Source organism: Gemmatimonas groenlandica (genome assembly GCF_013004105.1).
Lineage (GTDB): Bacteria > Gemmatimonadota > Gemmatimonadetes > Gemmatimonadales > Gemmatimonadaceae > Gemmatimonas > Gemmatimonas groenlandica.
This window is the reverse complement of the sequence record NZ_CP053085.1, coordinates 302,799-328,247: the sequence shown is the minus strand read 5'-3', so window position 1 is coordinate 328,247 and position 25,449 is coordinate 302,799. Positions and strand designations below refer to the sequence as shown.

The window sequence follows — 25,449 nt, the reverse complement described above, 5'->3', positions numbered from 1 at the left end:
ACACGTTCGCATCACCGCCAGTGCTGTACTCGAATAGTTCCAGCGCAAGCACCGAGGCGAACAGTCGCGGATGGAGTGACTTGGTGCTCATGAGGCTTTGCCACGTAGGAGGGAGATACCGAAGGCAATCAGGAAGAGCGGCAGCAGCACGTTCGTCACATCGGCCGCGAGTTGCACAGTGGGCGTGATGTTGCGGAACATGCCGATCCAGCCAGCCAGCGCAGTGACAGCGCCCAGCGCGGCAACCTTCTTTGCACCGTTGTGATGGAGCGCGATCGCAAACGCGAGGAATGAACCGTAGAGCGTGAGCTCCCCCACGAACTCACCGATGCCGTTGCCGAGGAACACGTTCAGGACATCAAACATTGCGGCCAGGCCGACCCGCTGTGCCGCATCGGCGAGCTGCCAACTGGTGGCGAGCGACCACTGCGCGGTGCTCCAGCGCGCCAGGCCGAGCGTCATGCAGAGTGCGGCGAACACTTGCAGTTGCAGACCAATGCGCACGGCGGTGTCACTGCGACCGTCGGCGCGCTTCAGTGCGCCAACCGCACCGGCCGCCGCAGGAATCAGCATCAACGGCAGCAGGGCGTACATGGCCCAGACGGCACGACCAGCACCACCGAGTGACAGCAGGCGCGGGAGCACTTCGGCGGCGGGGAGGTCGAGCACGTCAGGATAGCCGAAGCGACTGGCCAGCCACGAGAAGACGATCAGGAAGCCGACGCTCGCCGCCACGTACGTCGCTCCGGCCAGGCGAGGAGCGATCGATTCAGGGGAAGCCTTGATCGTATCCATCAGAACTGCACTCCGAAGCCGACCAACCGGTTGATCACCGTCGTAGAGAGTGCGACGAAGGCGGCGAAGTGGCCGCGGGATTTCTGCCGCCCGGTGCCTGGCGTGCGGAACAGCGTCACGGTGGCGCGCCAGTCACCGGACGCTATGGTTGAGGTGGGCTGTGGCGCGGGCGACTGCGCGCTGGCCGACGGGGGGAGGCTGGCGATCAGGGCGGCAGTGAGAAGCATGCGCATGGCGATATTGACTGGTGTCGGTTGGTGCGTTGAGGCGAGCAGCGACAACGGGACGATGCCGGTTTGCGGTGACCGCCACAGTGACCGGATGCGCCAGCCCGATGGCCGATCGCGACGGGTTTTGCGGGCCGAGACCGACGATGTGAGGGACGGCCATACGTAGCGCCACGGTGGCGGCCTTGGAGTCATGGCGAAATCCCGAGCACAGCGATTTAGTGCTCACGTCCGCGAGCGCGCCGTGCGGTTGGAACGGGAGCAAACGCCTCACCACACCTCGCAGTGGGCCACCATCGGCGCGATTGCCCCCAGATTGCCCCCCTGCTGGGGTGTACAGGAGACGTCGCGCCGGTGGGTCCGTGACGCGGAGCGGGAGGTCGGCGAACGGCCCGGCTCGCCGCGGGCCGTAATTGGGCTGTGCACAACCGAAGTGATCCATCGCGACGGGGAGTGGCGGAGCGTCGACGACGTGGAGTTCTCGACCCGTACGAGCGACACGGACACTACCCTGGATCTTCTCGGCTAAACCAGCCTCCCGGGCGGTTCATGATCCCGTCTGCGAAACACGATACTCGTCGTAGCAGACACGACGACACTGGCCAGGAGCAGCGCAAATTTCGTCACGGTGACCAGCCCGAGGACATTGCCGAGGGTGTCGTTGGTCAACGGATACTGGCCAATCAAGTGGTAGACCATGGCATTCTCCAACATGTCAAACCCGAACCAAACCAGCGGCAACCCTTGCAGGATGAAGCGCAAGCCAGAACCCACGGCACTGCGATCTCCCACAAACCGCCCCAGCAAATAGACAAAGCCGAGCAGCGACAGTGGAAAGACAACATCATCGGTGTAGGTGAACCGCTGGTACATGCTTCGGCCTGCTTCCCCAAACGCCGTCAAACGAACGTAGACCTCGGAGGAAGAGAACGATGGACGTTGATCAAAGAGGGCCTGCCCTCCCAAATGCACGGACAGACTGTGCGCTCCGCTGGTGTGCGATAGCAAATGCGTAAACACAAACACCAGTGCGAACACGGCAGAGGCCAGTGCAACCGCTTTGGCAGAAGTCGCCCGACGGCTCAGTTGACCGGCTGCCACCCCGAAGCGTCGTCGCGGTAGCAGCCCGCCGAAGAACAGTCCCAAGAAGAACACAATGGGAATGAAGAAAAAGTGTGCGGCGGTTGGCATCGTTTGGGTTGTCGAGTTCAGGCTCGCCGCAGGTGGTTCATCGCGTCCATTCCCAGCCCATGTGCAGCGAACCGTTCGGCGCCCACTTGGCAACACGGTAGGCCTGGCCCTGAAGACTGGCCGATCCCGATGCGACGGTGTTGTACGTGAAGGCCGTCGTCGGATACAGGTACAGGTGCTTCCCCAGATGGATGTAATACCCGGCGGTCACGCCTACGCTGAGCGGCTGGAACTTCGTCTCGCCGGTCAGCTTCTCGCCGCGCAGGCGCCAGTTCTGGTTCAGAACGATCGCTCCGAGGGCGAGCCCGTTCTTCATTGGTCCGTGAAAACGGTACATGGCGCGTAGCACCTGGATCGACGTGGCGGTCGCTTTCCAGCGCGCGGTGTCGAAGTTGGCGTCGCCCTCGAGCAGGAACGTGGGCACGTCGTAGCGACCGGCGCCGAGGGCCATCTGGAGTCCGCTGGCGAAAGAGGCGCTGACGATCCCGGAGTAGCCCTTGAGACCGTACGAAAGCACGTCCGATTCGATCGCGACGGACATGCGGCGGGGGTCGGGGCGGCCTGGGCCGAAAAAGGGGGCGTTGCGGTGGGGATCGCGATGGCGAGAGCCAGGGCCACGGACAGCAGACGCATTCTGAGACACTCCGTTGAGGTGATGGACGAAGCGTACGGGTCGCGGCCAGGGGCGCCGATGACCGGGCGCGACAGTAAATTGACTGCAAGCGCCCATCACCCATCTGGAGGCTCGTTGCGCGAGACGACCATCGCCGCGTCGATCGTGGCCGACATGTACCAGTACCTCGACGCGCGTGGCGTATCGTCCGTGGACGCCGCGACGGCGTGCGACATCGAGATCAGCGTGCCGCCCGGTAGCGATGAGCGCGTCGCGGGATCGAGAATCGAACGCCTTTGGGCTCACGTCGTGCGCGAAACCGGCGATCCCGCCGTCGGCCTCCACATGGCCGAGCGCTACAGTCCCGGGAGCCTCGACATCCTCGGCTACGTCGTGCTCAGCTGCTCGACAGTGGGTCAGGTCCTCGATCGCCTCTCGCGCTACGTAGGCGTGCTCAACGACGGACTGCGCCTCGAGGTGGTACGCGAGGCGACGACGGCGTACTGCCGCTGCACCTTCGTCGAAGGGACCGACAATTACCTGTTGCGCCGACCCCGCGAAGCGATGGACACCATGTGGGGCGGACTCGCGCGCGAACTCGGCCGCCTCACGGCGAAGCCGCTCACCGCATCGGCCGTCTGGTTCCGGCAACCGGCGCCACCACCCGAGGAGTTGGCGGACTACGAGCGCGTGCTGGGCGCGCCCGTGCACTTCGGCATGAGCGAGTACCGATTCATGATCCCGCTGGCAGATGTCGACGAACCGCTCCTCTCGGCGAACCCGGCGCTGCTCGCCGTCTTCGAGCGACACGCCGACGAAGTGCTCGCACGCCTCGAGCACCACGGAACCCCATCCCGCCGCGTGATGGAGGTGGTGGCCGCGCGGATGAAGGGCGTGGTGCCGACGCTCACCGAAGTCGCGCGCGAACTGGCGATGAGCGAGCGCAACCTGCAGCGCGTGCTGCGCAGCGACGGCACGACGTTCCAGCAGCTCGTCGATGCCCTGCGCCGCGACCTCGCCATCAGTCACCTCGCGAACCCCCATACCTCGGCCGGGCAGGTGGGGTTCCTGCTCGGGTTCTCGGAGCCGAGTGCGTTTCATCGCGCGTTCCGGCGGTGGACAGGCAAGGCGCCGCATGCGTTCCGACGTGAGGCGCAGCTTGACCGGTCGATGAGACAGTGACCTGAGTCGGTGAGGATCGGAAATCGATACCGGAGTACCTCGCCCGGCATCTGCGTACCCGAGGCCTCCAACGATCCCCCGTGAGACGTCATTACGAAAGCCCCGGCGCGGATTTCTCGCGGCGGGGCTTTCGTTAATCACTTTCTCTTAGTCGTCTTACCGTGCAACACGTTTTCTGGCGGGTCCGCGACATCAACTCCGGCTAGTTCCGGACATCAATTGCGGCGCGATGTACGCTCTCACGCTCTATCGACAGGCTCTCACGCTGTTTCGTCAGCTTCGTCGTAGGTCGTTCTAAGTACCATACCCGGCGCACTTCAGTGCGCCATTCTCGCGCAGATTTTGTCGCTACCGGAACCCACGCGTTGAGGCCCGCTTCGAGCACCACGCGCGGGGAGGCGGAACGTGGGCCTGCCCAACCCGTAGACGCCGCCCCGGAGCGGACAGGAATGGAATGCCAGAAGGAACGCGAACACCACCGTGGCTAGCCCGGCGATCAGCATCCAAGTCGGCAGGTGGTGGTCGCGCCAGAAACGAATCAACCCGTCGCGCACGCGTCGCAGCAGATTTACGCTGAGGGCGAGGCGGTTGTACGTCTAGGAAACGATGCGTCTTCCCACGCGAGCAAACCGCCATGGGCCCGAGCCGCTACGAGTGAGGAACACTTCCGTGGAAGCTGAGGAGAGGTAAGATCGCTTCGGGAACGTAGTTGCCCACTCCACGTGCACCCACACGGCAGTCTCGGTCGCCGAGGCGGAGATGAGCTCGACAGCGACATATGCCGACCGTCCCAGTCGCGAACACGCCTGACTCCCCATCTGATCGCAATCCTCAAGGAGCGCTCTTGACCCCTCGGCGACGGCGCGAGTCAAACGAAGCTGTTCGCGCGCCTCCGGACTATCCGCCCTCTTGAACGTCGCCAACGTGCGGCCGTAATCGAAGCGGATTCCTCGTTCCTCAACCGTGTAGCTCGTGAGGCGGTTCTCGGGCGGAGTCACCGTGCGTAAGGCCTCATCAATGATCTGGCCAATCTCATTAGGCGATTGCGTGGGGGCCTGCGCGTTAAGGGCACCTGTCGTCAGGGCCGCTCCCAGGCAAAGGCACCGCATCAACCGCGAACGAACCGGCATGGGATGCCTCCTTAAGCTTGCGAGTTGAGACAGGCGTCCTGCGCTGCAAGCTACTGCTTCTTCAAATTGCGTGGGGCTGAAATAGTGGAGTGTCGTGGCACGCACACCCTTGCGGGCGCCGAAACGCCTGAACTGCGGAAACGAACGAGGGCCCCGGAGACTTCCCGAGGCCCTCGGCACATCCAGCATCTCTATATCGTCAACCACTTTCCGCTCACCCTCGATCTGATTGTCGACGCAACCTGAAAGATTGTCGATAGAGCGTGAGAAACCGTATCGATGAGCGTGAGAGCGTACAGGTCCCCCCTTACTTCACCGCATTCACCATGTCGAAGATCGGCAGGTACATCGCGACGATCATACCGCCCACCACGACGCCGAGGAACACGATCATGACCGGCTCTAGCAGCGACAGCAGGGCACTCACCGCGGCGTCGACTTCGTCATCGTAGAAGTCGGCGATCTTGCTGAGCATTTCGTCCAGGCCGCCGGTCTGTTCGCCGACGGCGATCATGCTGATCACCATGGGCGGAAACACTTCGGACTTCTGCAGCGGGCCCGCGATCGTGTCACCACCGGCGATGCTGGCGCGGCTGCCCATGATGGCGTCCTGCACCACGCGGTTGCCCGACGTGCGCGCAGTGATTTCCAGGCCGTCGAGAATGCTGACGCCGGACGAGATCAGCGTACCGAGCGTACGGGTGAAGCGTGACACGGCCGACTTGCGGAGCACGTCGCCGAGCACGGGCACCTTGAGGAGCGCCTTGTCGATGACCAGCTGACCACCGGGCGTGGCGTAGAAGCGCTTCGTGAAGAACGCCGCGCCGGCGCCGGAGATCAGGATGCCCCACCAGTATGTCGTCAGGAAGTGCGACAACCCGATCACGACCTTCGTGGGGAGCGGCAGTTCCATGCCCACGCTGTCGAACATGCTGCTGAATACCGGAATGACCTTCCAGAGCAGAATGACGACGCACAAGCCGGCCACGCAGAGAATGACCGTGGGATAGATCATGGCGCCCTTCACCTTGCGGACGAGGGCGTCGTTCTTTTCCATGAAGATCGCGAGGCGGTTCAGGATGGTATCGAGGATACCGCCCGCTTCGCCAGCCGCGACCATGTTGGTGTACAGGTCGCTGAACGCCTTCGGATGCTTGCGCATGGCATCGGCGACCGTGTTACCCGACTCCACGTCGAACACCACTTCGCGCACCACCGCCGCCAGCGCCTTGTTCTCGCTCTGGCGCGCCAGAATGTCGAGTGCCTGCACGAGCGGCAGGCCGGCGTTGATCATGGTGGAGAACTGACGCGTGAAGATCACGATGTCGCGCATGCCGATCGACCCACCGGTCTTCTTCGGCGTCGATCGCGACTCGTCGACCTTGATGATCGTGAGACGCTGGCGGCGGAGCTGGGCGACCGCGTCGTCGCGACTGGGCGCGTCGATCGTGGCCGATTTGAGCTCGCCGTTGGTGCCGCGCGCGGTATAGGTGAACGTAGGCATGGTATCAGATAGTCAAAGTGCGGAGAACCACTACAACAGCTTCAGAGACAGCGGGTGCGGAGCTACCGTTTCCCGAGGCCGCCGACCACGGCGCGATCGCCGTTACGGTTGGCCTGCGGCGGGGCCGAGAGATTGTCGTCGGTCGGCCCCTTGCCGATCATGCGCAGGAACTCGTTCGGATCGCCCGACGCGCGAATGCACTCGTCGGCGCTCACCTGGCGCGACACGTACAGCTGGTACAGCGCATCGTTCATCGTCTGCATGCCGAACTTCTTACCGGCCTGCATGAGCGAGTAGATCTGGTGCACCTTGTCGTCACGAATCAGCGCGCGCATGGCTGGCGTCATCACCAGAATTTCCGCGGCCATCGCCCGGCCACGACCACTGATCTTGGGCATCAGGACTTGCGTGATGATGCCCTCGAGGGTGAACGCCAACTGCGCGCGGACCTGACTCTGCTGGTGCGCCGGAAACACGTCGATGATGCGGTTGATCGCTTCGGCCGCACTGTTGGTGTGCAGCGTGGCGAACACGAGGTGACCCGTTTCGGCGATGGTGAGCGCGGCCTGGATCGTTTCAAGGTCGCGCATTTCGCCGATCAGGATGACGTCGGGATCTTCACGGAGCGCGTACTTGAGGGCCGACGCAAAGCTCTTGGTGTCGGCGCCGACCTCGCGCTGATTGATGATGCAGTTGCGATGCCGATGAATGAATTCGATCGGATCTTCGACCGTGATGATGTGCCCGCGACGCTCGGTGTTGATCTTGTCGATCATCGCCGCGAGCGTGGTGCTCTTGCCAGAGCCGGTCGGGCCGGTCACGAGCACGAGGCCGCGCGGACGGTCGGCGAAGCCGGCAATCACCGGCGGGAGATTGAGATCGTTGAACGTCTTGATGTGGAACGGAATGCAACGAATCACCATGCTCACGCAGCCGCGCTGCTTGAACACGTTGCCGCGGAACCGGGAGAGATTCGCGATGCCGAACGAGAAGTCGAGCTCGTCCTCCATTTCGAATCGCTTCTTCTGATTCTCGGTAAGCACCGAATACGCCAGCTGCAGCGTGTCCCGGGGCGTGAGCACATGTTCGATGCTGGAGTTCACGATATCACCATCGACCCGCAGCTTCGGCCGGTCACCGGCGGAAACGTGCAAGTCGGAGGCATCCCGCTCGATCATTTCATCGAGCAGGGTGCGCAGTGATACGGGTGTCTGGGCGGGAGCTGTCATCGCGCGGGCAGTCGTGAACGGGGCGTCAATCGGCGTCCCGGATGTGGACGAGCGTTTCGGCGGGAGGAAACCCCACCGTCACACAAACTCAACTTGCTGTTTCACGGATGACCTGATCGAGCGTGGTCACTCCTTTGAGCACCTTGAGCCAGCCGTCCATGCGGAGCGACAGCATGCCCTCATCGATCGCGGCGTTGCGCAGCACCTGCACGTCCGCGTTCTGCATCACCAGCTTCTTGAGCGTCTGCGTCAGGAACATCACTTCGTACAAGCCCTGTCGACCTTTCAGTCCGGTCCCGCCACACGCGTCACAGCCATGTCCCTTGAAGTACGGGAGCTCGCCGATCGTGGTATCGAGCGACAGGTTCGTCAGGAACGGAACGGCTTCCGGCGTGGCGCGCGACTTGGCGTTGTCGAGCGCTTCGTCGGTGAACTTGAGTTCGCGCATCGTGGTGGTTGACTTCACCTTGGCGCCGGCGAATTCCGCGGCGTCGGGCTCGTACTTCACCTTGCACTTGCTGCAGATCCGGCGCACGAGTCGCTGCGCCAGAATCAGGTTGAGCGCCGAAGCCACGTTGAAGGGCTCGAGACCCATGTCCAGCAATCGTGTGATCGTTTCGGGCGCGGAGTTCGTGTGCAGCGTGCTCATGACCATGTGGCCGGTGAGCGCGGCCTTGATGGCGATGCCGCCCGTCTCCAGGTCTCGGATTTCGCCGACCATGATGACGTTCGGGTCCTGACGCAGGAACGCCTTCAGGGCGGCCGCGAAGGTCATGCCGATCTCGGTGCGCACCTGTACCTGATTGATGCCGAAGAGGTTGTACTCGACGGGATCTTCGGCGGTCATGATGTTCGTGTCGCCGTTGTTGATCTTCGACAGCGCCGAGTACAGTGTCGTGGTCTTGCCCGAACCGGTCGGGCCCGTAACCAACACCATGCCGTACGGATTCGAGATCGCTTCCATCAGCTCGCGCTCGGCGCGCGGCTCGATACCGAACTTCTCGAGATCGAGGGTGAGGTTTCCCTTGTCGAGGATTCGAAGCACGACCTTTTCGCCGAACAGCGTGGGCAGCACGCTGACGCGGAAGTCGATGACCTTCTTGCCAACCTTCAGCTTGATGCGACCGTCCTGCGGCACTCGGCGTTCGGCGATATTCAGCGACGCCATGATCTTGAAACGCGAGATCAGCGCCGCACGCATCTTCAGGGGCGGCTTCATCACTTCGGCGAGCGCGCCGTCGATGCGATAGCGCACACGCAGTTCGTGTTCGAAGCACTCGAAGTGGATGTCCGACGCGCCCTTGTGCACGGCATCGACGAGGATAGCGTTGATGAGCTTGACGACGGGCGCTTCATCAACCTGCGCCGCCAGCACACTGGCGTCCTGGGCGTCTTCCTGGGCCTCCAGGACTTCGACGTCGTCTTCCTCAGCCGCCGCGATGTCCTGCAGCAGCGACTGCATGTGCACTTCGTTCGCTTCGTAGTGCTTCTCGATCGCCGCGCGCATCGAGTACTCGCCTGCCAGCACGGGGACGATGTCGTAGCGCGTAATGAACTTGAGATCGTCGATCACCGACATGGCGGTCGGATCGGCGATGGCCACGGTCAGCTGACGTCCGTCGCGCTTGAGCGGCAGCACGGTGTGCTTTGACGCCAGCTCCGCCGGGATCAGCTTCAGCAGGCGCGTGTCGACCTCGAAGCGTGCCAGATCGACGGCCGGCATCCGGTACTGTCGTGCGAGCATGCGCACGACTTCCGTTTCCGGCACCATGCCCATCTTGACGACGGTCAGCCCGATGCGTTGGCCGGGCGTATTGGACTGCTCCTGCAGCGCCTTTGCCAGCTGTTCGCGAGTAAGTAGCCCCTCTTTGACGAGGAGATCGCCGAGCCGTTCGGTGGCTCGACCAGAGAGCGGGGAAACAGTAGCAGCCATGAGTACTGATTTCGGCTAGGACACGTACGGGGCGCGGGGGCTGGCGAGGCAGGTGCCTCACTTTGGGATGGACTGTGCCGCCCCGAAAACGTCACCAGAGGGGCGAGCAGCCGTGCCGTGGCCGGCCCGATGCCACGCACGTGACGGAGGCTTTCCAAAGATTCGAACGGACCGTTCTTCACGCGCCACGCCACGATGCGGGCGGCTAGCGCGGGTCCGACACGTGGCAGACGCTCCAGCTCTGCGGCCGTCGCCTCATTCACATCGATCGAAAGGACCGGCTCCGGCACCCGTGCGCTGTCGAGTGTCGACTGCCGGGCGCGGCGGCTTGATGTTGCTCGCGTAGCGGATTTCTTCGTCTTGCCGCTCCGACGGGCGGAGTCGACCGCGGCGATCTGCGCGTCGAGGGCGCGCGTGGCGAGATCGGTGTTCGGAGCGGGCCCCTGCTCTGCCTCCGCGACGTCGCGGGAGAGCTGGCGTGTACTCAGCACTCGTGCGCCGCCGCCGATCACCGCGACGGCCGCGAGAAACAGGAGGGCCTGACGTTCCGCGGGCGTGGGCATGATGCCACGGTAGTGACAGTCGGCGCCGCGGTGGTAACCCGCACGACGCCAGTATCATCTTTATCACGCGCCGGAACGCCGGAGCTACTTCAGATCACCCGCAAAGAAGCGGAGCTGCAGCACCGCACTGAAGATCAGGTTCGACGTCTGCCGGTTGAAATTGCGGTCGAAGTTCACGACCCGCGACCCGGTCAGACTGAAGGTGAGCAGTTCCGACAGATCGGTATCCGCGTTGAAGTTGAACGCCCGACGGCCGTTGTCGGTGAGCACTGACGGCGGGATCGTGATGACCTCGCCGGCCGCGTTGGTGGACGACGATCCCTGCACGATCGACTGCGACTCCTCGCTCTGGTACGACAGCGAGGTGCGCACCGTGGCGTTCCGCGTGGTGAATCGCTTCGGCACTTTGAACCGCCGGGCCACATCGAACGAGACGCGCCGCGTGTCGCCGTTGGTGAGCGAACCGGGGCGACTGTCTTCGCGGTGCGTGCGGTCGAGTGACGCGTTGGTGGTCAGTCCACCGAGGAAGGCCCAGGTGATCGCGCCCGATAGCGGCTGACTGCGGGCCGTGGTGCGGCTGCGATCGGCCAACCCGCCGGTTTCGTTGGGGATGGTCGTTTCCTGCTCACTCACGAGATAGCGCCCGTTCACGTTCAACATCGTGATCACCTTCCGCAGCCGCACGGGGCGCCAGCTCCAGCGCACGGAATAGTCGGGCTTTACCAGCTGCGTACTGGTGATGACGGCCTGAAAGCCGTCGAAAGTGCGACGCGTCCACGTTTCGGTAGTGCCGTTCTCGACGCGTGACTGCACTGTGAGCGAGAAGGGCAGATTGAGCGAGCCGGTGGCGGTGGCGCGCCGCAGGCGCCCGGCCGTGGTGGCCAGGCGGGTATCGAGCCCGCGGAACGATTGAATACCCCCAAGCCCCAACTGATAGCCCCACCCGGGAATGAAGGCGGTGTTGTCGTAGTTCGACGTGAGACTCTGTTGCCACGACACATCGATGGGCGCGAACATCCGTCCCAGTCGATTCACCAGCGTCTTCTCCTTCGTGCGCGTCGCAATCAAGCGACCGAAGTCGAAGGTGGTACCGGTGCTCAGTGTCTGCGCCGCACCGAGTCGCTTGGGCAAGCGATACGCACCCGTGGAATCCTGTTCACGCAAGAGCGCGCGTGCATTCGGATCCTTGTTCAGGTTGAACGTGGAGTTGAAGTCGATTCGCGGCCGCAACCACACGGCCAGCGTGGGCTGGAACAGGATCGCCGAAGTGAGCGACCGTTCGCGCTCGAGCCCGAGCGTCGTACCCAGTACCTGCAAGCGCTCGGCGGCCGCCGCCTGTCCACGGTCGGTGCTGTCCGGCAATAGCGACGTGGTGCGGTAGTCGCGCAGATCGAGCAGCTGACGCGCGTTCATGGAGGCCGTGAGACCGGCCGATGGACGGAACTCCAGCGTACCGCTGTTCTGCCAGAAATGCGTGAGTCCGTTCGCGACCTGACCCGTATCGGTCGGCGACTCGGCCGCCTTCGTGAACGACGTACTCGAGTTGGCCTGGCGCGCCATGGAGCTCGACAGCCGCAAGGCGGTCGGCGACCAGCGGAACCGCTGTCCACGGAAGTTGCGAATCGCGTCACTTTCACGGAGCCCACGCGGCAGAATGCCGAAGAGCACATCGACCACGCGCGGCAGCTTCGACTCGCGACGATCATCGGAGAGATTGAGCGACGCGCCGAGCGCATAGGCGCTGTTGGTGGCCTTCTGGAACGCGCTCTGTGACGCAGCGTTCGACCACGTGCCGTTGAGTGCGAGTCCGTTCAACAGGGGCGCATACCACCCACCGCCCATCGGCGTGGCCCTTCGCAGCGCCAACGAGTAGTTCACGCGCCGATCGCTCGGATTACGCAATCCTTCGATGCCACTGGCACGCACGTCCGTCCGATTGATGAACAGCTGATTGACCCCCGAGCCCGCGTAGTCGACGCTGAACGGCATGACGATGCCAAGGCGCGACGGCAGCATCCGCTCCAGGTGCAGCGTCGTGCCCACGCTCACGCCGCTCGTGGTCAGGAACGATGGCGTTTCATTGAGCTGACGGAAGTTCGGATCGCGACGACTCACATTCATGCGGAAGTCGGCCAGATCGCCGGCATTCACGGCGAGTCCAAGCTCGCCGGCGAAGCCGATATCGTCGACCACGTCGGTGAGGCGAATGTCGTTGATCCACAGTTCGAGCGTATCGTTGCTCATGATGCCGGTGCCGCCGCGCGGCACGCTATCCACGCGCACGAGGCCGACCGCCATTTCCTGCACGCCAGCGAGGTTTGGTGGCGTGACCGTGGGATCGGCGCTGTAGACGATGTAGCCATCCTGACAGACGGCAAAGCGACGCACGGCGACACCTCGTGGCAAGCCGGAGCGACGAATCAGCTCGAGATCCGCGCCGGAGCAGGACACCGAATCGGCGGAGCCCTTCAGGAAGTTGTTCTCGAGCTGCGCGCGCAGGATCTGGAACTTCTGCAGGTCGACCCGCACTTCGGGCTCCCAGGCACTGAGCCCCGGGCCGGCGTTCACGGGCGTGCGATACATGTAGAAGTTGTTCTCGTCACGCCCGATCTTCACGTAGCCGTTCAACTCGCCACTCTGCCCCCAGCCGTTACCGCGACCGCGCATCCACAAGCGCAGCGTCTTGTAGCCCATGAAGGTCTTGGTACCCTCCTGGAACCGGAAGAACGCCTCGGCGCGATCGAACGCGCGGAACTGACGGCCAGGAATACCTGCCTGCAGTCGCAGTGCGCGCTCGTTCACCTGCAGACGCGTGTTCTCGTAGCCGGACTGTCTGTTCTCGGGCGCTTCAACCACGCCAGGGGGCGGTGTGTACGGCACCAACGAGGTGGAATCGAGTGTGCCGATCACACTGGCAATCACATATCCGCCCACCACCCCGGCCGAGTCGCCGGCCATGCCCGACAACGGCTCCACGCTGCGCTTGAGCCACGGCGCGCCGACCAGCTTCAAGCGCGTGAGCGCGACGCGCACGAACGCATCATCGGCCGATTCGGCACTCGATACCATCGTGAGTCGAAGCGCGCGCATGCGCCGGTCGTTCGGATTGTTCTGCTCTTCGGCCGGCGCGCGCCAGTTGATGCGCACCTGTACCCAGCACAACGAATCGCTGACCACGCCGTTTGCTGTCGAATCCTGCTGCTGATAGCACTTACCCACGCGCGTCCAGTTGCGCGTGTCGGCAAGATCGACCACGAAGCGCTTGTACTGCTCCTGATCGATAGCGGCATTGGGGATGTTCAACTGGCCATCGAGATCGATGTCTTCTTCATCGAGCCGGTTGTTACGCGCGCCGCAATTCGCGCGGCTGTCGCCGAGCACCTGCACGATCTGCACGGCCTGCGTGCAGATGGCCACCTTGTTCTGCGTGGTGGTCACCGGCGTCGGGCCGGTGCGGTTCACCACGACAATCGTATCCGCTACATCGCCCGGCAGACCCTTGTCGTTCTCCGCCGCGTTGAAGGCGCGCGAGAACGGATCGCGTTCGGAGTCGAAACGATCGAAGCCCACGAGCCGCTTGCCTTTGTAGGTCGTGTCGGCCGGGAGCCCCTGACGTACCGGCGAATTCACGATAAGCGTTTCGGGCGCGAAGGCTACGCTGTTTTCGCTGATCTCACCGAAGTCGAAGACCAGCGTGGGATTACGCTTCACCTTCAACTGTTCGGACTGAACGAGCGCGAAGAACTCGATGTTTTCCGTGCGCGACAGGTCGGCCCCGCTGGGATTGATGACCGTGCGCAACGAGCGCCACCGACGACCGGACGGCGTATTGCCCACCAGCGTATTGTCACCGATCGTCCAGGCAAACCGGCGTTTCGCCGTGCCCGGTTCGAAATCGAAGATGCCGCCGGTCTTGAGCGGATACAGCGTCATCCAGAACAACTGCTCGGGCGACTGCACACCGCTACCCACGATGCGCACCGACGGATCGATCTGCTGGATGTTGAACTGAATGAAATTGCCGGCGACATCGACGCCGTTGTTCTGGAAGGCCATCGTCGCGGCACGGTTCACCGAGAAGGTGCTGCTGCCGAAGCGCGCGGCCAACGTATTGCCGAGCGATGGACGCGAGCTGTAGTACCACGATCCTTCGGAGAGCGAGATGCCGGGAATGGCGCCTTCCCCTTCGAACGATTCGATGTACGCCTGCCCCGCCGCGTTGGGCTGCGGTTTGCTCATCGCGAACTCGCCCTGCAGGCTCACGCGTGACGGCGTGGAGCTCTGCTTGAACGGCAACTTGCCAAGGGCTCGCGTGAGGAGCGGCGCATCCCACGCCAGGTTGCCGGTCACGCCGGCCACCAACGAGCCCACGGGTTCGAAACCCAGCGGCGGCCGGTTGTATCCCGAGCGCTGACTCTGCGAGATGGCGGTGAACGCCAACTGGCCGTTTTCGAGTGGGAACTGTGACGCGAAGCCGAGAATCGTGGTGGGCGCCGCCGCAAACAGCGGGTTCTCTTCGTAGCGCACCGACACCTGCCGCGGCGTCGCGAACAGCGTGTCAGGGCGGTTGAAGGTGATCATGCCGAGGTCGTAGTCGATCTCGTAGTCGGTGGTCTTGGTCAGCAGGCGGCCGTCCAGCGACACGCGCTCGGAGTTGGGCCGTACCTGAATGGTGCTCAGCTTGATCGACTGGGTGCTGCCGCCGCCCTCGGACAGGTAGCTGGCCACCATGCGATAGATGGCCTGCGGGCGCTGCGCCGAATACAGGTACTCGTTGGGATAGCGGTACAGCGTATCGTTGGCGGGATTGGCCAGAGGCTGCGCCAGTCCTCCGCGCGCGAACGGCTGCAGCGACGGATAGAACACGAAGTAGTCGCGGATCAGCTTCTGCTGGCCGTTGCCGCCAGCGAATGACGCCAGCGTGTTCGGATCATTGGGACGCGGCCACACGCGATTCTCCACGTCGAACGCCGCCGAGTTGGTCGCCTGCGAAAGGCCGAACAGCTGCAGATACGTTTCGCCGCGCGAGGGATCGATCGGCTTTTCCTGATCGCCCGACGTGCCGGTCACGAGCTTGAGCTTGATCGTCTGACGCTGCAGATCTTCGCCGCCGAGGCGGTACACCGACTTCAGTTCGCGCAGGAAGTAGGCGGTGTTCGTGGGCTGCAGCTCGGGTTCCCAGAGCAGATTTGCGAACTGTGGATCGGCGGTGAACTCGATGTCGGGCGTACCGCCGGTGTTCACGTTGCGCCCGGACGTGCCATTCACGGTCACTTCGTACGCAACGGCGAGGCGCTCGTTGTTGGGATTGAGCGGACGGACCAGCGCAATCCAGAGCTGCGAGGGATCGACGTAGTAGTCGACGTTCTCGCGCAACACCTCGTAGATCTGGCGCGACGGGTTGCGCGCACCGCGCACCGAGAACTGTGGACCGCGCGGATTCTGATTGGCGGCGCCGATGAGCTGGCGATACACGTACAGCCGTGCCGGTCGCACCGAATCGGGCAGTGATGCGGCCAGCTGCTGCATCTGCTGCCGGTTCAGCAAATCGATGTTCGGGTATCCGCCGAGCAAACGTGGATCGACCGTGAAGAAGAACCGCCGCGTTTCGACCTGGATGTCTTCGATGACGCGGTCGACCTGCTGTTGCGAGCGTTCGCCGATGGTGAAGACGTTGTCCTTCGAGACGTTGCCTTTCTGCTGCGCCACGATGGACGTGAAGCGCATGGGGCCAATCTGGCCGGTGGCCTGGATGCCGTAATTGCCCGACGGAATACCGGCGGTGAGAAAGCGCGAGGCCGGCGGTTGGAAGGTGACGTTGCCGACTTCCAGCGTCTGCAGCGCTTCGTCCGACTTGCCCTGATAGCGCACCGAGATGTTGTTCGACGCGTCGAACTCGCGCTGCGAGTCGTAGTCGACATTCACAAAGATGCGATCGGCGACGACGCCGCCGGTGCGCACGTTGAACTGAAAGTCGAAGGCGGGCTGGAAGATGCCGAAGCAATTGTTGCCGAGGATGGTCAGCTGCGCCGTGGTGCATCGCTCGTTGCGACTGCGCTGCACCTTCGACTCGAGGCGCGACTGGAGCGCGATCCCGAGGTCGCCGATGTCGCCCAGCAGGTCGGTCGCCAGCTGGGTGGCCGCGTCGGCACCCACCCGGCGCTGCGGGACGAGCGGGACGAGGGCGCCCGGGGTCGGACCGCTGTCCGACCGGACAACCGCGACCGTCGGCCCGGGCGCGGAGAGTCCGCGCACCACAGTTTGTCCCCAGCGGGCCACAATCCGCTCGTCGTGGAGCCGGCGGGCGATGGCCACGGCACGGTCGGCGACCCGGGCCGGATCCGGGCGCAGCGCCGTAGCGACCCCGAGAGGGCCGAGTATGGAGGGGACCCTGAGCCGCAGCGTGTCCGCGGCCAGACGCGCCCCTGGAGGCAGCGGCGCAGGCCTCGGGACGACCTGTTGAGCCGCGAGCGGCGACGCCAAAAGGGAAACGGCCGGGAGCAACGCGATCGGCAGCGCCATGGGCCAGGCCATGGGCACTACCGCGAGCGCCCATGTTTGGAGCAGCCTGCGCACCGAACTCCGGTCGTGGGGTACCAGCGGCCAGCCATGTCGCCGCGGTACGGTCAAAAACTGCGAGCGCATATTGTCGACTCTAGGCCGACGCGCCCTTGATAATGCGGGTGGTCACCAAGGAATTTACGTCGTGAAGCTTGTTACCCGCTATGTCGTGCGCGAGCACGTCGGACCTCTCCTGTTTGCGCTGTCTGCGCTGACGTCGCTGCTCATGCTGCAGTACGTCGCGCGCCAGCTTGCGAACCTTGCCGGCAAGGGACTCCCCTGGTCGGCCATCGGTAAATTCTTCGTCCTGTCGCTGCCATTCACCGTCGCGATGACGATGCCGATGGCCGTGCTGGTGGCGACCTTGTACACCTTCGGCCGTATGGCCGCCGAACACGAGATCACCGCTTTCAAGGCGAGTGGTGTGCGTGTCCGCACGTTGATGCTGCCGGTGTTGACCTGCGCCTTCCTGTTGTCGATCGCGATGGTCGCGTTCAACGATCAGGTGCTGCCGCGCGCCAACCACGAACTGCGTATTCTGCAGAACGATATCGCGAAGACGAAGCCGACGCTCGCCTTGAGGGACCAGGCGATGAATGCGATCACGGACCAGTTTTTCATGCGGATTGCCCGCAGCGATGCGAACACGAACAAGATGTACGACGTCGTGATCTACGATCTCACCAGGGGACCGGAGCGCAAGACGATCTACGCCGACAGCGGCGTGTTCTCGCTGACGTCGAACGGGCAGGATCTGCTGCTGCGGCTGTTCGATGGATATACGCAGGAGTTTGTCCGTGGTGATGCGAAGCGGCTGCAGCGCAGCTTCTTCATAGATCAGACGGTGAAGGTGCGCGGCATCACCCGTGGCTTCGAGAGCACCAGCAAGGACGACTTCCGCAGCGACCGCGAGATGACGGTGTGCGAGATGCACCGGCGGTACGCGGCCGATGCGCTGGAGTTCCGGCGAGTGCGTCAGGAGTACATCATGTACGCCAGCCGCCTCGTGGCACCGGGCACCAAGACGCTCACGGCGCCGCGTGACCGGCCCCCAGAGGAAGGCCTCTCGCGCTTCTACTGTGTGACGTTGCCGTCGCTCTTCCTCCCCAAGAAAGCCAAGGCGCAAGCACCGGTAGTGTCAACCATCCCACAGGCTCCCGTGGTCACACCGCAGGGCGCCCCGGTGATTGCGCAGCCCGGCGCCCCCGTGATCGCGCAGCCCGGCGACACGTTGAAGAAGGACACGCTCGGCGCGGTCGTCCCTACGCCGCCGCCCGCCGTGACGATGTCGGCGCCGATTCCGCCGGCACTCGATACCGTGACGATGTATCGCGGCGCGATGAACGCGGCCGATGCCCAGCTGGTGGCGTCGCGCGAAGGACTCGACAGCCTGACGGTCGAGATCCACAAGAAGTTCGCGCTGTCGTTCGCCTGCCTCGTGTTCGTGCTCTTCGGCCCACCGATCGCGCTGCGCTTTCCGCGCGGCGGTGTCGGGGTGACGATCGGCGTCAGCATCGGCGTGTTCGGGTTGTACTACGTGTGTCTGATGGGTGGTGAAGCACTGGCCGACAAGGGTCTGGTGCCACCGTCGATCGCGATGTGGATCGCGAATGCCATTTTCACGGTGACCGGTGTGGTGCTCTTGTGGCGAGTGGAGTCGACGACCGATACGTCGCGCGGCGGCGGGATTCGTGACTGGTGGGCGGATCGCGGGGCGCGACGCGCGCTGGCGACCCAGATGAAGCAGGAACAGGCCGCGAAGGCGGCGGGCAAGGGATCGGCGGCGGCGGTGGGCGCGTGAGCCGTCGCTTCATTACGCCGCTCGATCGGTACGTGGCGGCCGAGTTCACCCGCATCTTTACGATCACCACACTGGGCTTCCCGGTGCTGGTGTTCGTGATCGATCTGGTGGACAACCTGCGGAAGTACACCGAGCGCAAGCTCGCGCTCAAAGCGGTGGCCCTCAGCTACGTGTACTGGATTCCCGACACGCTGTTCATGGTGCTCCCGGCCGCCGTGCTGTTCGCCACGGTATTTTCCATTGGCACGTTCACGCGCTATTCCGAGATCACCGCCGCGAAGGCGTCCGGGATCAGCTTCTATCGATTCATCGCGCCGATCCTCTTTATGTCGATGGTCGCCATGGGCATCGACGTGGTGTTCGCCGAGATTGCGCCACCGGCCAACGCGCAGCGTCTCAAGCTGCTGGCCGGTAAAGGTCAGGACCGCGACAATAATCGCTACAACTTCGCGTTTGCCAGCGAAACGGGCCGTGTCTACCGTATCTACACGCTCGACGTGAAGCAGCGCTTCGTCGAGAACATGGAGATCGAAGAGCGCGGGTCGGCCAAGCGACCTGGACTGCTGGTGGCGGCCAAGAATGCGACGTGGTACGACAATCGCGGTTGGGTCCTGAAGTCGGGGATCGTGCATATGGTCCCCAACGACTCCACCGACCGTGCCGTGGCCTACGATTCCCTCGTGGACCGGCACTTTACGGAGAAGCCACAGGATCTACAGGCGACCGAGCGGCAGCCGAGTGAAATGAATTTCGCGGATCTCACGCGATTCATCACCGCGCTGGAACGCTCGGGGGCCGACGTGAACTTGCTCAGGGTGGAACGGATGCTGAAGTTGGCGATTCCGGTCACCTGTCTCATCATTGCCTTGTTCGGTGCACCGCTGGCGACCAGTTCGCAGCGCGGTGGAGCCGCTTACGGTATCGCGGTCAGTCTGGCCACGACCATTCTCTTTCTCGTGCTCATTCAGTTGACCAAGGCGATCGGTGGAAAGGGGCTCATGCCCCCCGACCTGGCGGCATGGGTCCCCAACGTGGCGTGCGGGCTCTTCGCGCTGGTGCTGCTCTATCGGGTGCGTACCTGATGCTCGGTATGGACCTCGTAGTCCGGTTGGCCGAACGGCGCACCGGGGGCATTCTGCGCGCGCTCGGCAAGCGCGGCTACTTCGCGCGAGATATCGTGCGCGGCGTACGCGACCCCGGCACGTGGGTCCCCGAAACGATCAGGCAGATGCGGACGATGGGCGTCGAGTCCGTGCCCCTCACTATTATCGTGGCGGCGTTCCTGGGCGGCGTGACAGCCTTCCAGACGCGCTATCAGCTCTTTCCCGGCGTGCAGCTCTCGGTCGTCGGTCTGATCACGCGACAGAGCATCGTGCTGGAACTGGGGCCGCTGCTCACGGCACTGGTGCTCACGGGCCGCGTCGGCGCACGGATGACGGCAGAAATCGGCACCATGCGCGTGACCGAGCAGATCGACGCGCTTGAAACGCTGTCGTTCGATCCGGTGGCGTATCTCGCGTTGCCTCGCTTTCTGGCCGGTATCGTGATGTTGCCCGCCTTGGTGATTCTGGCGAACGCCACCGCCATCGCGAGCGCGTGGGCCATTCTGGTGACGGCCACCGACGTGCGCACCGACGACTTTCTCGCCGGGCTGCGTCTGGCCTTCACGGCGTTCCAGGTGGTGTATTCGCTGATCAAGGCGTTCCTGTTCGGAGCGGCCATTTCCTTCGTCTGTTCGTACGAGGGCTACGTCACCGAAGCGGGCGCTGAGGGCGTGGGTCGTTCCACCGCGCTCGCCGTCGTCATCGCGTCGGTGTGCATTCTGGTGCTCGATGCCCTCGTGGCTGCCGTCCTTGCTCCATTCATTCAGGCCTGACCGCCTGCTCTCTCTTCATACATGACGACGAAACGACGCGACGAACTGCTTGTCGGTCTGCTGCTGCTGGTGGCGGTGATTCTTGGCATCGGCGGCACGATCTGGATCGCCCGTGGCGGTCTCGCCAGCGGCTACCCCATGTTCGCCCGCTTCAAGTGGGGCGCCGGACTCAAGCAGGGGCAGCCTGTGTTGTTGGCCGGTGTGCAGGTGGGCTATGTCGACAAGGTCGACCTGATTCCCGACGGCACGATCGCGGTCGCACTCAAGCTGCAGTCGCAGTACAAGGTGCCGGCCGGCACCACAGCGACGGTGCAGGCCAACGGTATCTTCGGCGACCAGCTGATCGCCCTCACGCCGATCATCGGCCGCCAGGGCTACATGTCGGAAGGCGATACGATTCCGACCGGCACCGGCTCGCCGGGCGTACCGGAGTTGCTGAGCAAGGGCGATTCGATCGCGCTCAACATCCGCGCCCTCACCGACGAAGCACGCACGCAGTTCGTGGAAGGCGGCGGTGTGAAGGATGTGCGGCAGACGATCGCCGACCTCACGAAGCTCGTGGCGCAATTGAGCTCGGTGACGGCCGAACAGTCGAAGCAGCTCACGCTCACCCAGCAGACCGTGCGTCGCACCCTGGCCAGCGTGGATTCCACCAAGGTCGATTCGACGGTGAAGAATCTGCAGGCCACGTCGGCGCAGCTCGAGCAGCTCACGCGCGACTTCAAGCAGACCAACGTGCAGGTGCAAGGCGTGCTGGACAAAGTGAGCAACGGCAACGGCACCGCGGGCAAGCTGCTGAACGATCCGGCGGTGTACGCGCGCCTGGACACGCTGCTGCTGCGCGTGGACTCGCTGGTGATGGATTTGAAGAAGAATCCAAAGAAGTACATCAACCTGAGAATCTTCTAAGATTGAAAATGCCAACTGCTTAGGAGGCAGGAGGGAGGGTGTCAGGGGGGAGGGGGCAGGTCGCTTGGGCGGCTTGCCTCCTTTCCTTTGGCGGCTGCTTTTTCATCGGCTGCTTTGCGGACGAAATGTTGCCGGAGGCCGTAGGTCATTCGGCGGACCTGGCGGGTTTCGTCTATGGCGTCGCCGATGCCGGGAAGTCGGAGGCCGAGCTTCTCGGCGAGGACGAGGTGGCTTTCCACCTCGAACGCGGACGAGATCGCGTAGCTGAGAAATCGCGCGCAGTCGGCCGCTGTCGGCTGGCCGACACCCTCGGCGATGTTGGTGGGAATTGAACCCACCGCCCGTCGAAGCTGCGACGCGAGTCCAGGCGCTTCGGCGCGGCGGATGCTCCGCGTGATCCGATGAACGCGCACCGCCAGCTCTATCGCGCGGTGCCACGCCTGAATGTTGGCAGGATCTTGCATGCCGCCGAGGATACTGGCGGTCCACACTATCGGTGTCACCCGAAGTACGCCGCCGCTCTCGCCGCGACGCCCCCTGCACCCTCCTCCCTGACACCCTCCTCCCTGCCTCCTAAGCAGTTGGCAGTTTTCAGTCGGCGCAACGGAAAAGCGGCGCCGTCTCCGGCGCCGCTCTCCTTACACCATCACCATCACCATCACCAAACAGCTTAGAACGACAACCGCAAGCTGGCCTGCAGCTGATAAAACTGGCTGAAGTTGAGCGGCGTGAACTGCGTGTTGAAGTTGTTCGTGAACGTCACGACCGGCACCTGCGTCGACGGATCGGCGCTGGTGAACGACTGGACCTGCAGCAGCGTCGCGTTGCCGTTGGCCGTGGCGGACTTGATCCGTCCCCACTTGCTGTTGAGCAGGTTGGCGGCGTTGAAGATGTCGAGGCGGAGCGTCGCGCGCTCTCCACGGATCGTCGGGAGCTGCTGTTCGATCGTCAGGTCGAAGCGATCGAACATCGGGTTGCGGCAGGACGTCGGCTTCATGATCGTGCCACGCTGCGTTTCGAGGCAGCTGTTGTCCTTGATGAACTGGTCGAGCAACGCGGCCTGCTGCGCCGGCGTGTACGTCACCCCGCTCACCGTCGTGGCCACGAAGCCCAGCTTCGGATCGGTCGGACCCGTCGGGATGTAGATCGGGTCATTCGCATTCGAGCCGTCGCCGTTCATGTCGCCACGGCCACCATTGCCGCCGTACACGAACGAGTACGGGGTGCCCGACGCCTTGCTGTAGTAGAACGTGATGTTCGTCTGGTTCGACTTCCACGGCGCCGTGTAGGTGCCGTTGACCAGCACGCGATGCGGCTGATCGAACAGCGACGCGTTCACCGGCTGGTCGGTCTGCAGCCCCGAGTACACGCGGCCGAACTGCCAGTTGGAAAGCGCCACCGACGACGTCAGGTCGGTCACCGAGTAGCTGCGACCGTACGTGTAGGCCACAGACCCTTCGAACGCGCCGTTGAAGCGCTTGCGTAGCTGGCCCGTGCCGCTATACGCGTAATCCTTGCTCTGGTTGGAGAGCTCGATCACGTTCGAACCATACACCGGGAAGAGCGGCGCGACGGTCGGGATGCCGGTCGCCGCGAAATTGGCGAATACGGTGCGTCCCTGTGCGTCGATGCGACCCGTCTGCGGGATGTTGATGTTGTTGTAGAAGAAGTTGTTGATCGACTTCGAGTACAGTGCGTCGAACGTCGCGATCACATCACCCGGCAGCTTGCGGTCATAGCCGAGCGTGGCGCGCAGCAACTGCGGGAACTTGAGGTCGGGATCGGCCAGATTCACAGTGCCGAGGAAGGTGCCGTCATCGAGGCTGCGTCCCGGCGTGTTGTTCGTCTTCAGGCCGCAACCACGCGGCGACACCGGCGACGCATTGAACAGCGGCGAGGCGCCGTTGGTCGCGGTTACACCACCGCCGCAGGTGAACTGCGCGAGACCGGCACCGGTGTTCTGGAACTGGTTCGACATCCACACATAGGCGGGGATACCCTGGAACAGACCGACACCACCACGGATCTGATTCATCTGGTCGCCGGTGGCATCCCAGTTGAAGCCGATACGCGGCGAGAACTGCAAGTTGCCCGACGGGAGGTCGGCGGTGCTGCGGCCGAAGTCGCGCTGCACGGAGGCGGAGAACGAGGGCTTGTCGAAGAAGAGCGGCACGTCGATACGCAGGCCGAGCGTGGTGGTGAAGCGCGGCGTCACCGTCCACTGATCCTGAATGTATCCGGCGAGCTGTGCGGCCGAGAAGTTGGCCACGACGTCACCACCGAGTCCGCCCGAACCCGAGAACGAAGCCGGGGCGCGGTTGGCCACGAAGTCGTTCAGCGAGTTGAAGGTGTAGTTGCCGTACGAGTTCTGCAGGAAGGCGTTGTAGGCCTTGTAGATCTCGTTACGCGTTCCGATCGACACGATGTGATTGCCGAGCGGCATCGTGAAGTTGTTCTGGATTTCGTACAGGTCTTCACGCAGCTCATTGCCCTGCGAGCTGTTTTCCGTACCGGCGCGGAACCCAATGCCCGAGCCCGTGCCACCGATGTTCTGCACCAGCACCTGCGGCGCGAGCACATCCGAGACACGCTTGAAGCGCGTGGTCGTGAGACCGACGGTGAATTCGTTCGAGAAGCCGTTCGAGAAATTCGTGAACGCCTGGCCGACGATCTGGTTCGACTTTTCGGTGCGGCGGAAACCGTTCGACGAGAAGTTGAAGGTGCCGAGCGACCGGGAGAAGTCGAACGCCTCCTGATCGTTGTAGATGTTGCGGAGCACGAGACGCGTGTTGCCCGACAGCTGGTAGTCGAGACGCACGAACGTGTTGAGCAGCGGGTTCTCGTTGGTCGTGAGGCCCGCGCTACCGGCGGCGATGCCCTTGCTCGAGAGATAGTTCACGAACGAGTCGACCTGCGCGGGGGTGATACGCGCGGTGGCGACCGACGAGTTGACCAGGCCGGTGGGCGACGTCGGATCGTAGAACGGTCCCGACGACGGCGACACGTTCTGGCTGGTTTCGACGGTGGCGAAGAAGCGCAGCTTGTTCTTGATGATCGGGCCACCCAGCGAGAAGCCGAGCTGGCGTCGCACGAACGGCGACGTGCGGAGGAACGCCGTGTCACGACCCATCTGCTGGTCGCGATAGTAGATGAAGGCCGAGCCCGTGAACTCGTTTGTGCCCGACTGCGTCACGGCGTTGACGAGCGCGCCGGTGAAGTTGCCCTGGCGCACGTCGTACGGCGACACGAGCACCTGGAATTCCTTGATGGCGTCGAGCGGCAGCGCGCGGCCACCGACCTGCGCACCGACCGTCGGCGACGCGCCAAGACCGAAGCGGTTGGCGAGCGACACACCGTCGATCTGGATATTGTTGAAGCGGTTGTTCTGGCCGGCGGCCGAAATACGGCCGTCCTGCGAGACGCTGACCTGCGGCGAGTTGCGGATCAGGTCCGTCACGTCGCGATTGAGCGTCGGCAAGCGACGCACGAGCGTATCGGTGAGGACCGTCTGCACGCCCTGACGGGTGGCCGAGAAGTCGGAAGTCGTGGTCACCGCTTCCGTGCGAACGGCGGCGAGCTGCGTCGCCTGTTCCTTCAGCTGGAAGTCGAGGCGTGTCGCCTGCGTGAGGCTGACGACGATATCGGTGCGCGTCTGCGGCATGAAACCGATGCGGCGCGCCGTGACGCTGTAGGTGCCGACTTCAAGGTTCGGGATGAAGAAGCGCCCGTTGTCGCGCGTGATCTGGCTGGCCTTCGCACCATTGGTGCGATTGACCACTTCGACCGCGACGTTCGGTACCGGGGCGTTCTTTTCGTCCGTCACTGTACCGGTGATCGCGCCCGTCGTGGTTCCCTGCGCCGCGAGCGGCGTGGTGGAACCGACGGCGAGAGCCGCGACCGCGACGGCCAGGCTAAGCCAACGTTGGATACGCATA

Annotated in this window: 15 protein-coding genes and 1 pseudogene; 5 read left to right on the top strand and 11 right to left on the bottom strand. The window is 63.7% G+C overall.

The window, feature by feature from the left end; translation table 11 throughout:
- Positions 1-87: 87 nt before the first annotated feature.
- From HKW67_RS01375 to HKW67_RS01360, 4 genes are all read right to left on the bottom strand, one after another.
- A complete protein-coding gene (locus tag HKW67_RS01375; protein ID WP_171223687.1) occupies positions 88-795 on the bottom strand; it encodes a hypothetical protein in 708 nt (235 codons plus the stop codon).
- The gene (locus HKW67_RS01370; RefSeq protein WP_171223686.1) at positions 795-1,028 is read right to left on the bottom strand and encodes a hypothetical protein; all 234 of its coding nucleotides are present in this window, start codon (positions 1,026-1,028) and stop codon (positions 795-797) included. The genes HKW67_RS01375 and HKW67_RS01370 overlap by 1 nt, the downstream gene beginning before the upstream one ends.
- A 519-nt stretch (positions 1,029-1,547) precedes the next feature.
- Positions 1,548-2,213, bottom strand: a complete 666-nt coding sequence (locus HKW67_RS01365) for a hypothetical protein (protein WP_171223685.1) — start codon at positions 2,211-2,213, stop codon at positions 1,548-1,550.
- Positions 2,214-2,250: 37 nt separating this feature from the next.
- Complete coding sequence (locus HKW67_RS01360) at positions 2,251-2,754, bottom strand: hypothetical protein (protein WP_171223684.1); 504 nt, start codon at positions 2,752-2,754, stop codon at positions 2,251-2,253.
- A 207-nt stretch (positions 2,755-2,961) separates the two neighbouring features.
- Between HKW67_RS01360 and HKW67_RS01355 the strand changes: the two genes are divergently transcribed.
- Positions 2,962-4,008: an AraC family transcriptional regulator gene (locus HKW67_RS01355; protein ID WP_171223683.1), complete on the top strand. Its 1,047-nt coding sequence runs from the start codon at positions 2,962-2,964 to the stop codon at positions 4,006-4,008.
- 1,437 nt (positions 4,009-5,445) lie between these two features.
- Here HKW67_RS01355 and HKW67_RS01350 read toward each other — a convergent pair.
- The 5 genes and pseudogenes from HKW67_RS01350 to sov all read right to left on the bottom strand — a co-directional run bounded on the left by HKW67_RS01350 (position 5,446) and on the right by sov (position 16,901).
- Positions 5,446-6,642 (bottom strand): type II secretion system F family protein, encoded by a 1,197-nt coding sequence (locus HKW67_RS01350; RefSeq protein ID WP_171223682.1) that lies wholly within the window; start codon positions 6,640-6,642, stop codon positions 5,446-5,448.
- A gap of 62 nt (positions 6,643-6,704) precedes the next feature.
- Positions 6,705-7,871, bottom strand: a complete 1,167-nt coding sequence (locus tag HKW67_RS01345) for a type IV pilus twitching motility protein PilT (protein WP_230981099.1) — start codon at positions 7,869-7,871, stop codon at positions 6,705-6,707.
- A gap of 88 nt (positions 7,872-7,959) precedes the next feature.
- Positions 7,960-9,804, bottom strand: coding sequence for a GspE/PulE family protein (locus HKW67_RS01340; protein ID WP_171223681.1), 1,845 nt, complete (start codon positions 9,802-9,804; stop codon positions 7,960-7,962).
- 104 nt (positions 9,805-9,908) lie between these two features.
- Positions 9,909-10,367: pseudogene (locus HKW67_RS22885) on the bottom strand (ComEA family DNA-binding protein); the annotation flags it as partial.
- 84 nt (positions 10,368-10,451) lie between these two features.
- Positions 10,452-16,901 carry a T9SS outer membrane translocon Sov/SprA gene (gene sov / locus HKW67_RS01330; protein WP_171223680.1) on the bottom strand — a complete coding sequence of 2,150 codons (6,450 nt, stop codon included), beginning with the start codon at positions 16,899-16,901 and terminating at the stop codon, positions 10,452-10,454.
- A 172-nt stretch (positions 16,902-17,073) separates the two neighbouring features.
- Between sov and HKW67_RS01325 the strand changes: the two genes are divergently transcribed.
- The 4 genes from HKW67_RS01325 to HKW67_RS01310 are packed head-to-tail and all read left to right on the top strand — an operon-like array spanning position 17,074 to position 21,514.
- Positions 17,074-18,729, top strand: a complete 1,656-nt coding sequence (locus tag HKW67_RS01325) for an LptF/LptG family permease (RefSeq protein ID WP_171223679.1) — start codon at positions 17,074-17,076, stop codon at positions 18,727-18,729.
- Complete coding sequence (locus tag HKW67_RS01320; RefSeq protein ID WP_171223678.1) at positions 18,726-19,811, top strand: LptF/LptG family permease; 1,086 nt, start codon at positions 18,726-18,728, stop codon at positions 19,809-19,811. Before HKW67_RS01325 ends, HKW67_RS01320 begins: the two co-directional genes overlap by 4 nt.
- 8 nt (positions 19,812-19,819) lie before the next feature.
- On the top strand, positions 19,820-20,605 hold the full coding sequence (locus tag HKW67_RS01315) for an MlaE family ABC transporter permease (protein WP_171223677.1): 786 nt from the start codon (positions 19,820-19,822) through the stop codon (positions 20,603-20,605).
- A gap of 21 nt (positions 20,606-20,626) precedes the next feature.
- The gene (locus tag HKW67_RS01310; protein WP_171223676.1) at positions 20,627-21,514 is read left to right on the top strand and encodes an MlaD family protein; all 888 of its coding nucleotides are present in this window, start codon (positions 20,627-20,629) and stop codon (positions 21,512-21,514) included.
- A 41-nt stretch (positions 21,515-21,555) separates the two neighbouring features.
- On the opposite strand, the gene HKW67_RS01305 is transcribed toward HKW67_RS01310, so the two are convergent.
- Together HKW67_RS01305 and HKW67_RS01300 are read right to left on the bottom strand one after the other, a co-directional pair.
- Complete coding sequence (locus tag HKW67_RS01305) at positions 21,556-21,978, bottom strand: four helix bundle protein (RefSeq protein ID WP_171223675.1); 423 nt, start codon at positions 21,976-21,978, stop codon at positions 21,556-21,558.
- Positions 21,979-22,184: 206 nt separating this feature from the next.
- On the bottom strand, positions 22,185-25,448 hold the full coding sequence (locus HKW67_RS01300; protein ID WP_171223674.1) for a TonB-dependent receptor: 3,264 nt from the start codon (positions 25,446-25,448) through the stop codon (positions 22,185-22,187).
- Position 25,449: the final 1 nt, after the last annotated feature.

Bases quoted from the DNA above. Each gene is read 5' to 3' on its own strand.
- HKW67_RS01375 (WP_171223687.1), bottom strand. From the start codon at position 795: ATGGATACGATCAAGGCTTCCCCTGAATCGATCGCTCCTCGCCTGGCC.
- HKW67_RS01370 (WP_171223686.1), bottom strand. From the start codon at position 1,028: ATGCGCATGCTTCTCACTGCCGCCCTGATCGCCAGCCTCCCCCCGTCG.
- HKW67_RS01365 (WP_171223685.1), bottom strand. From the start codon at position 2,213: ATGCCAACCGCCGCACACTTTTTCTTCATTCCCATTGTGTTCTTCTTG.
- HKW67_RS01360 (WP_171223684.1), bottom strand. From the start codon at position 2,754: ATGTCCGTCGCGATCGAATCGGACGTGCTTTCGTACGGTCTCAAGGGC.
- HKW67_RS01350 (WP_171223682.1), bottom strand. From the start codon at position 6,642: ATGCCTACGTTCACCTATACCGCGCGCGGCACCAACGGCGAGCTCAAA.
- HKW67_RS01345 (WP_230981099.1), bottom strand. From the start codon at position 7,871: ATGACAGCTCCCGCCCAGACACCCGTATCACTGCGCACCCTGCTCGAT.
- HKW67_RS01340 (WP_171223681.1), bottom strand. From the start codon at position 9,804: ATGGCTGCTACTGTTTCCCCGCTCTCTGGTCGAGCCACCGAACGGCTC.
- sov (WP_171223680.1), bottom strand. From the start codon at position 16,901: ATGGCCTGGCCCATGGCGCTGCCGATCGCGTTGCTCCCGGCCGTTTCC.
- HKW67_RS01315 (WP_171223677.1), top strand. From the start codon at position 19,820: ATGGACCTCGTAGTCCGGTTGGCCGAACGGCGCACCGGGGGCATTCTG.
- HKW67_RS01310 (WP_171223676.1), top strand. From the start codon at position 20,627: ATGACGACGAAACGACGCGACGAACTGCTTGTCGGTCTGCTGCTGCTG.
- HKW67_RS01305 (WP_171223675.1), bottom strand. From the start codon at position 21,978: ATGCAAGATCCTGCCAACATTCAGGCGTGGCACCGCGCGATAGAGCTG.
- HKW67_RS01300 (WP_171223674.1), bottom strand. From the start codon at position 25,448: ATGCGTATCCAACGTTGGCTTAGCCTGGCCGTCGCGGTCGCGGCTCTC.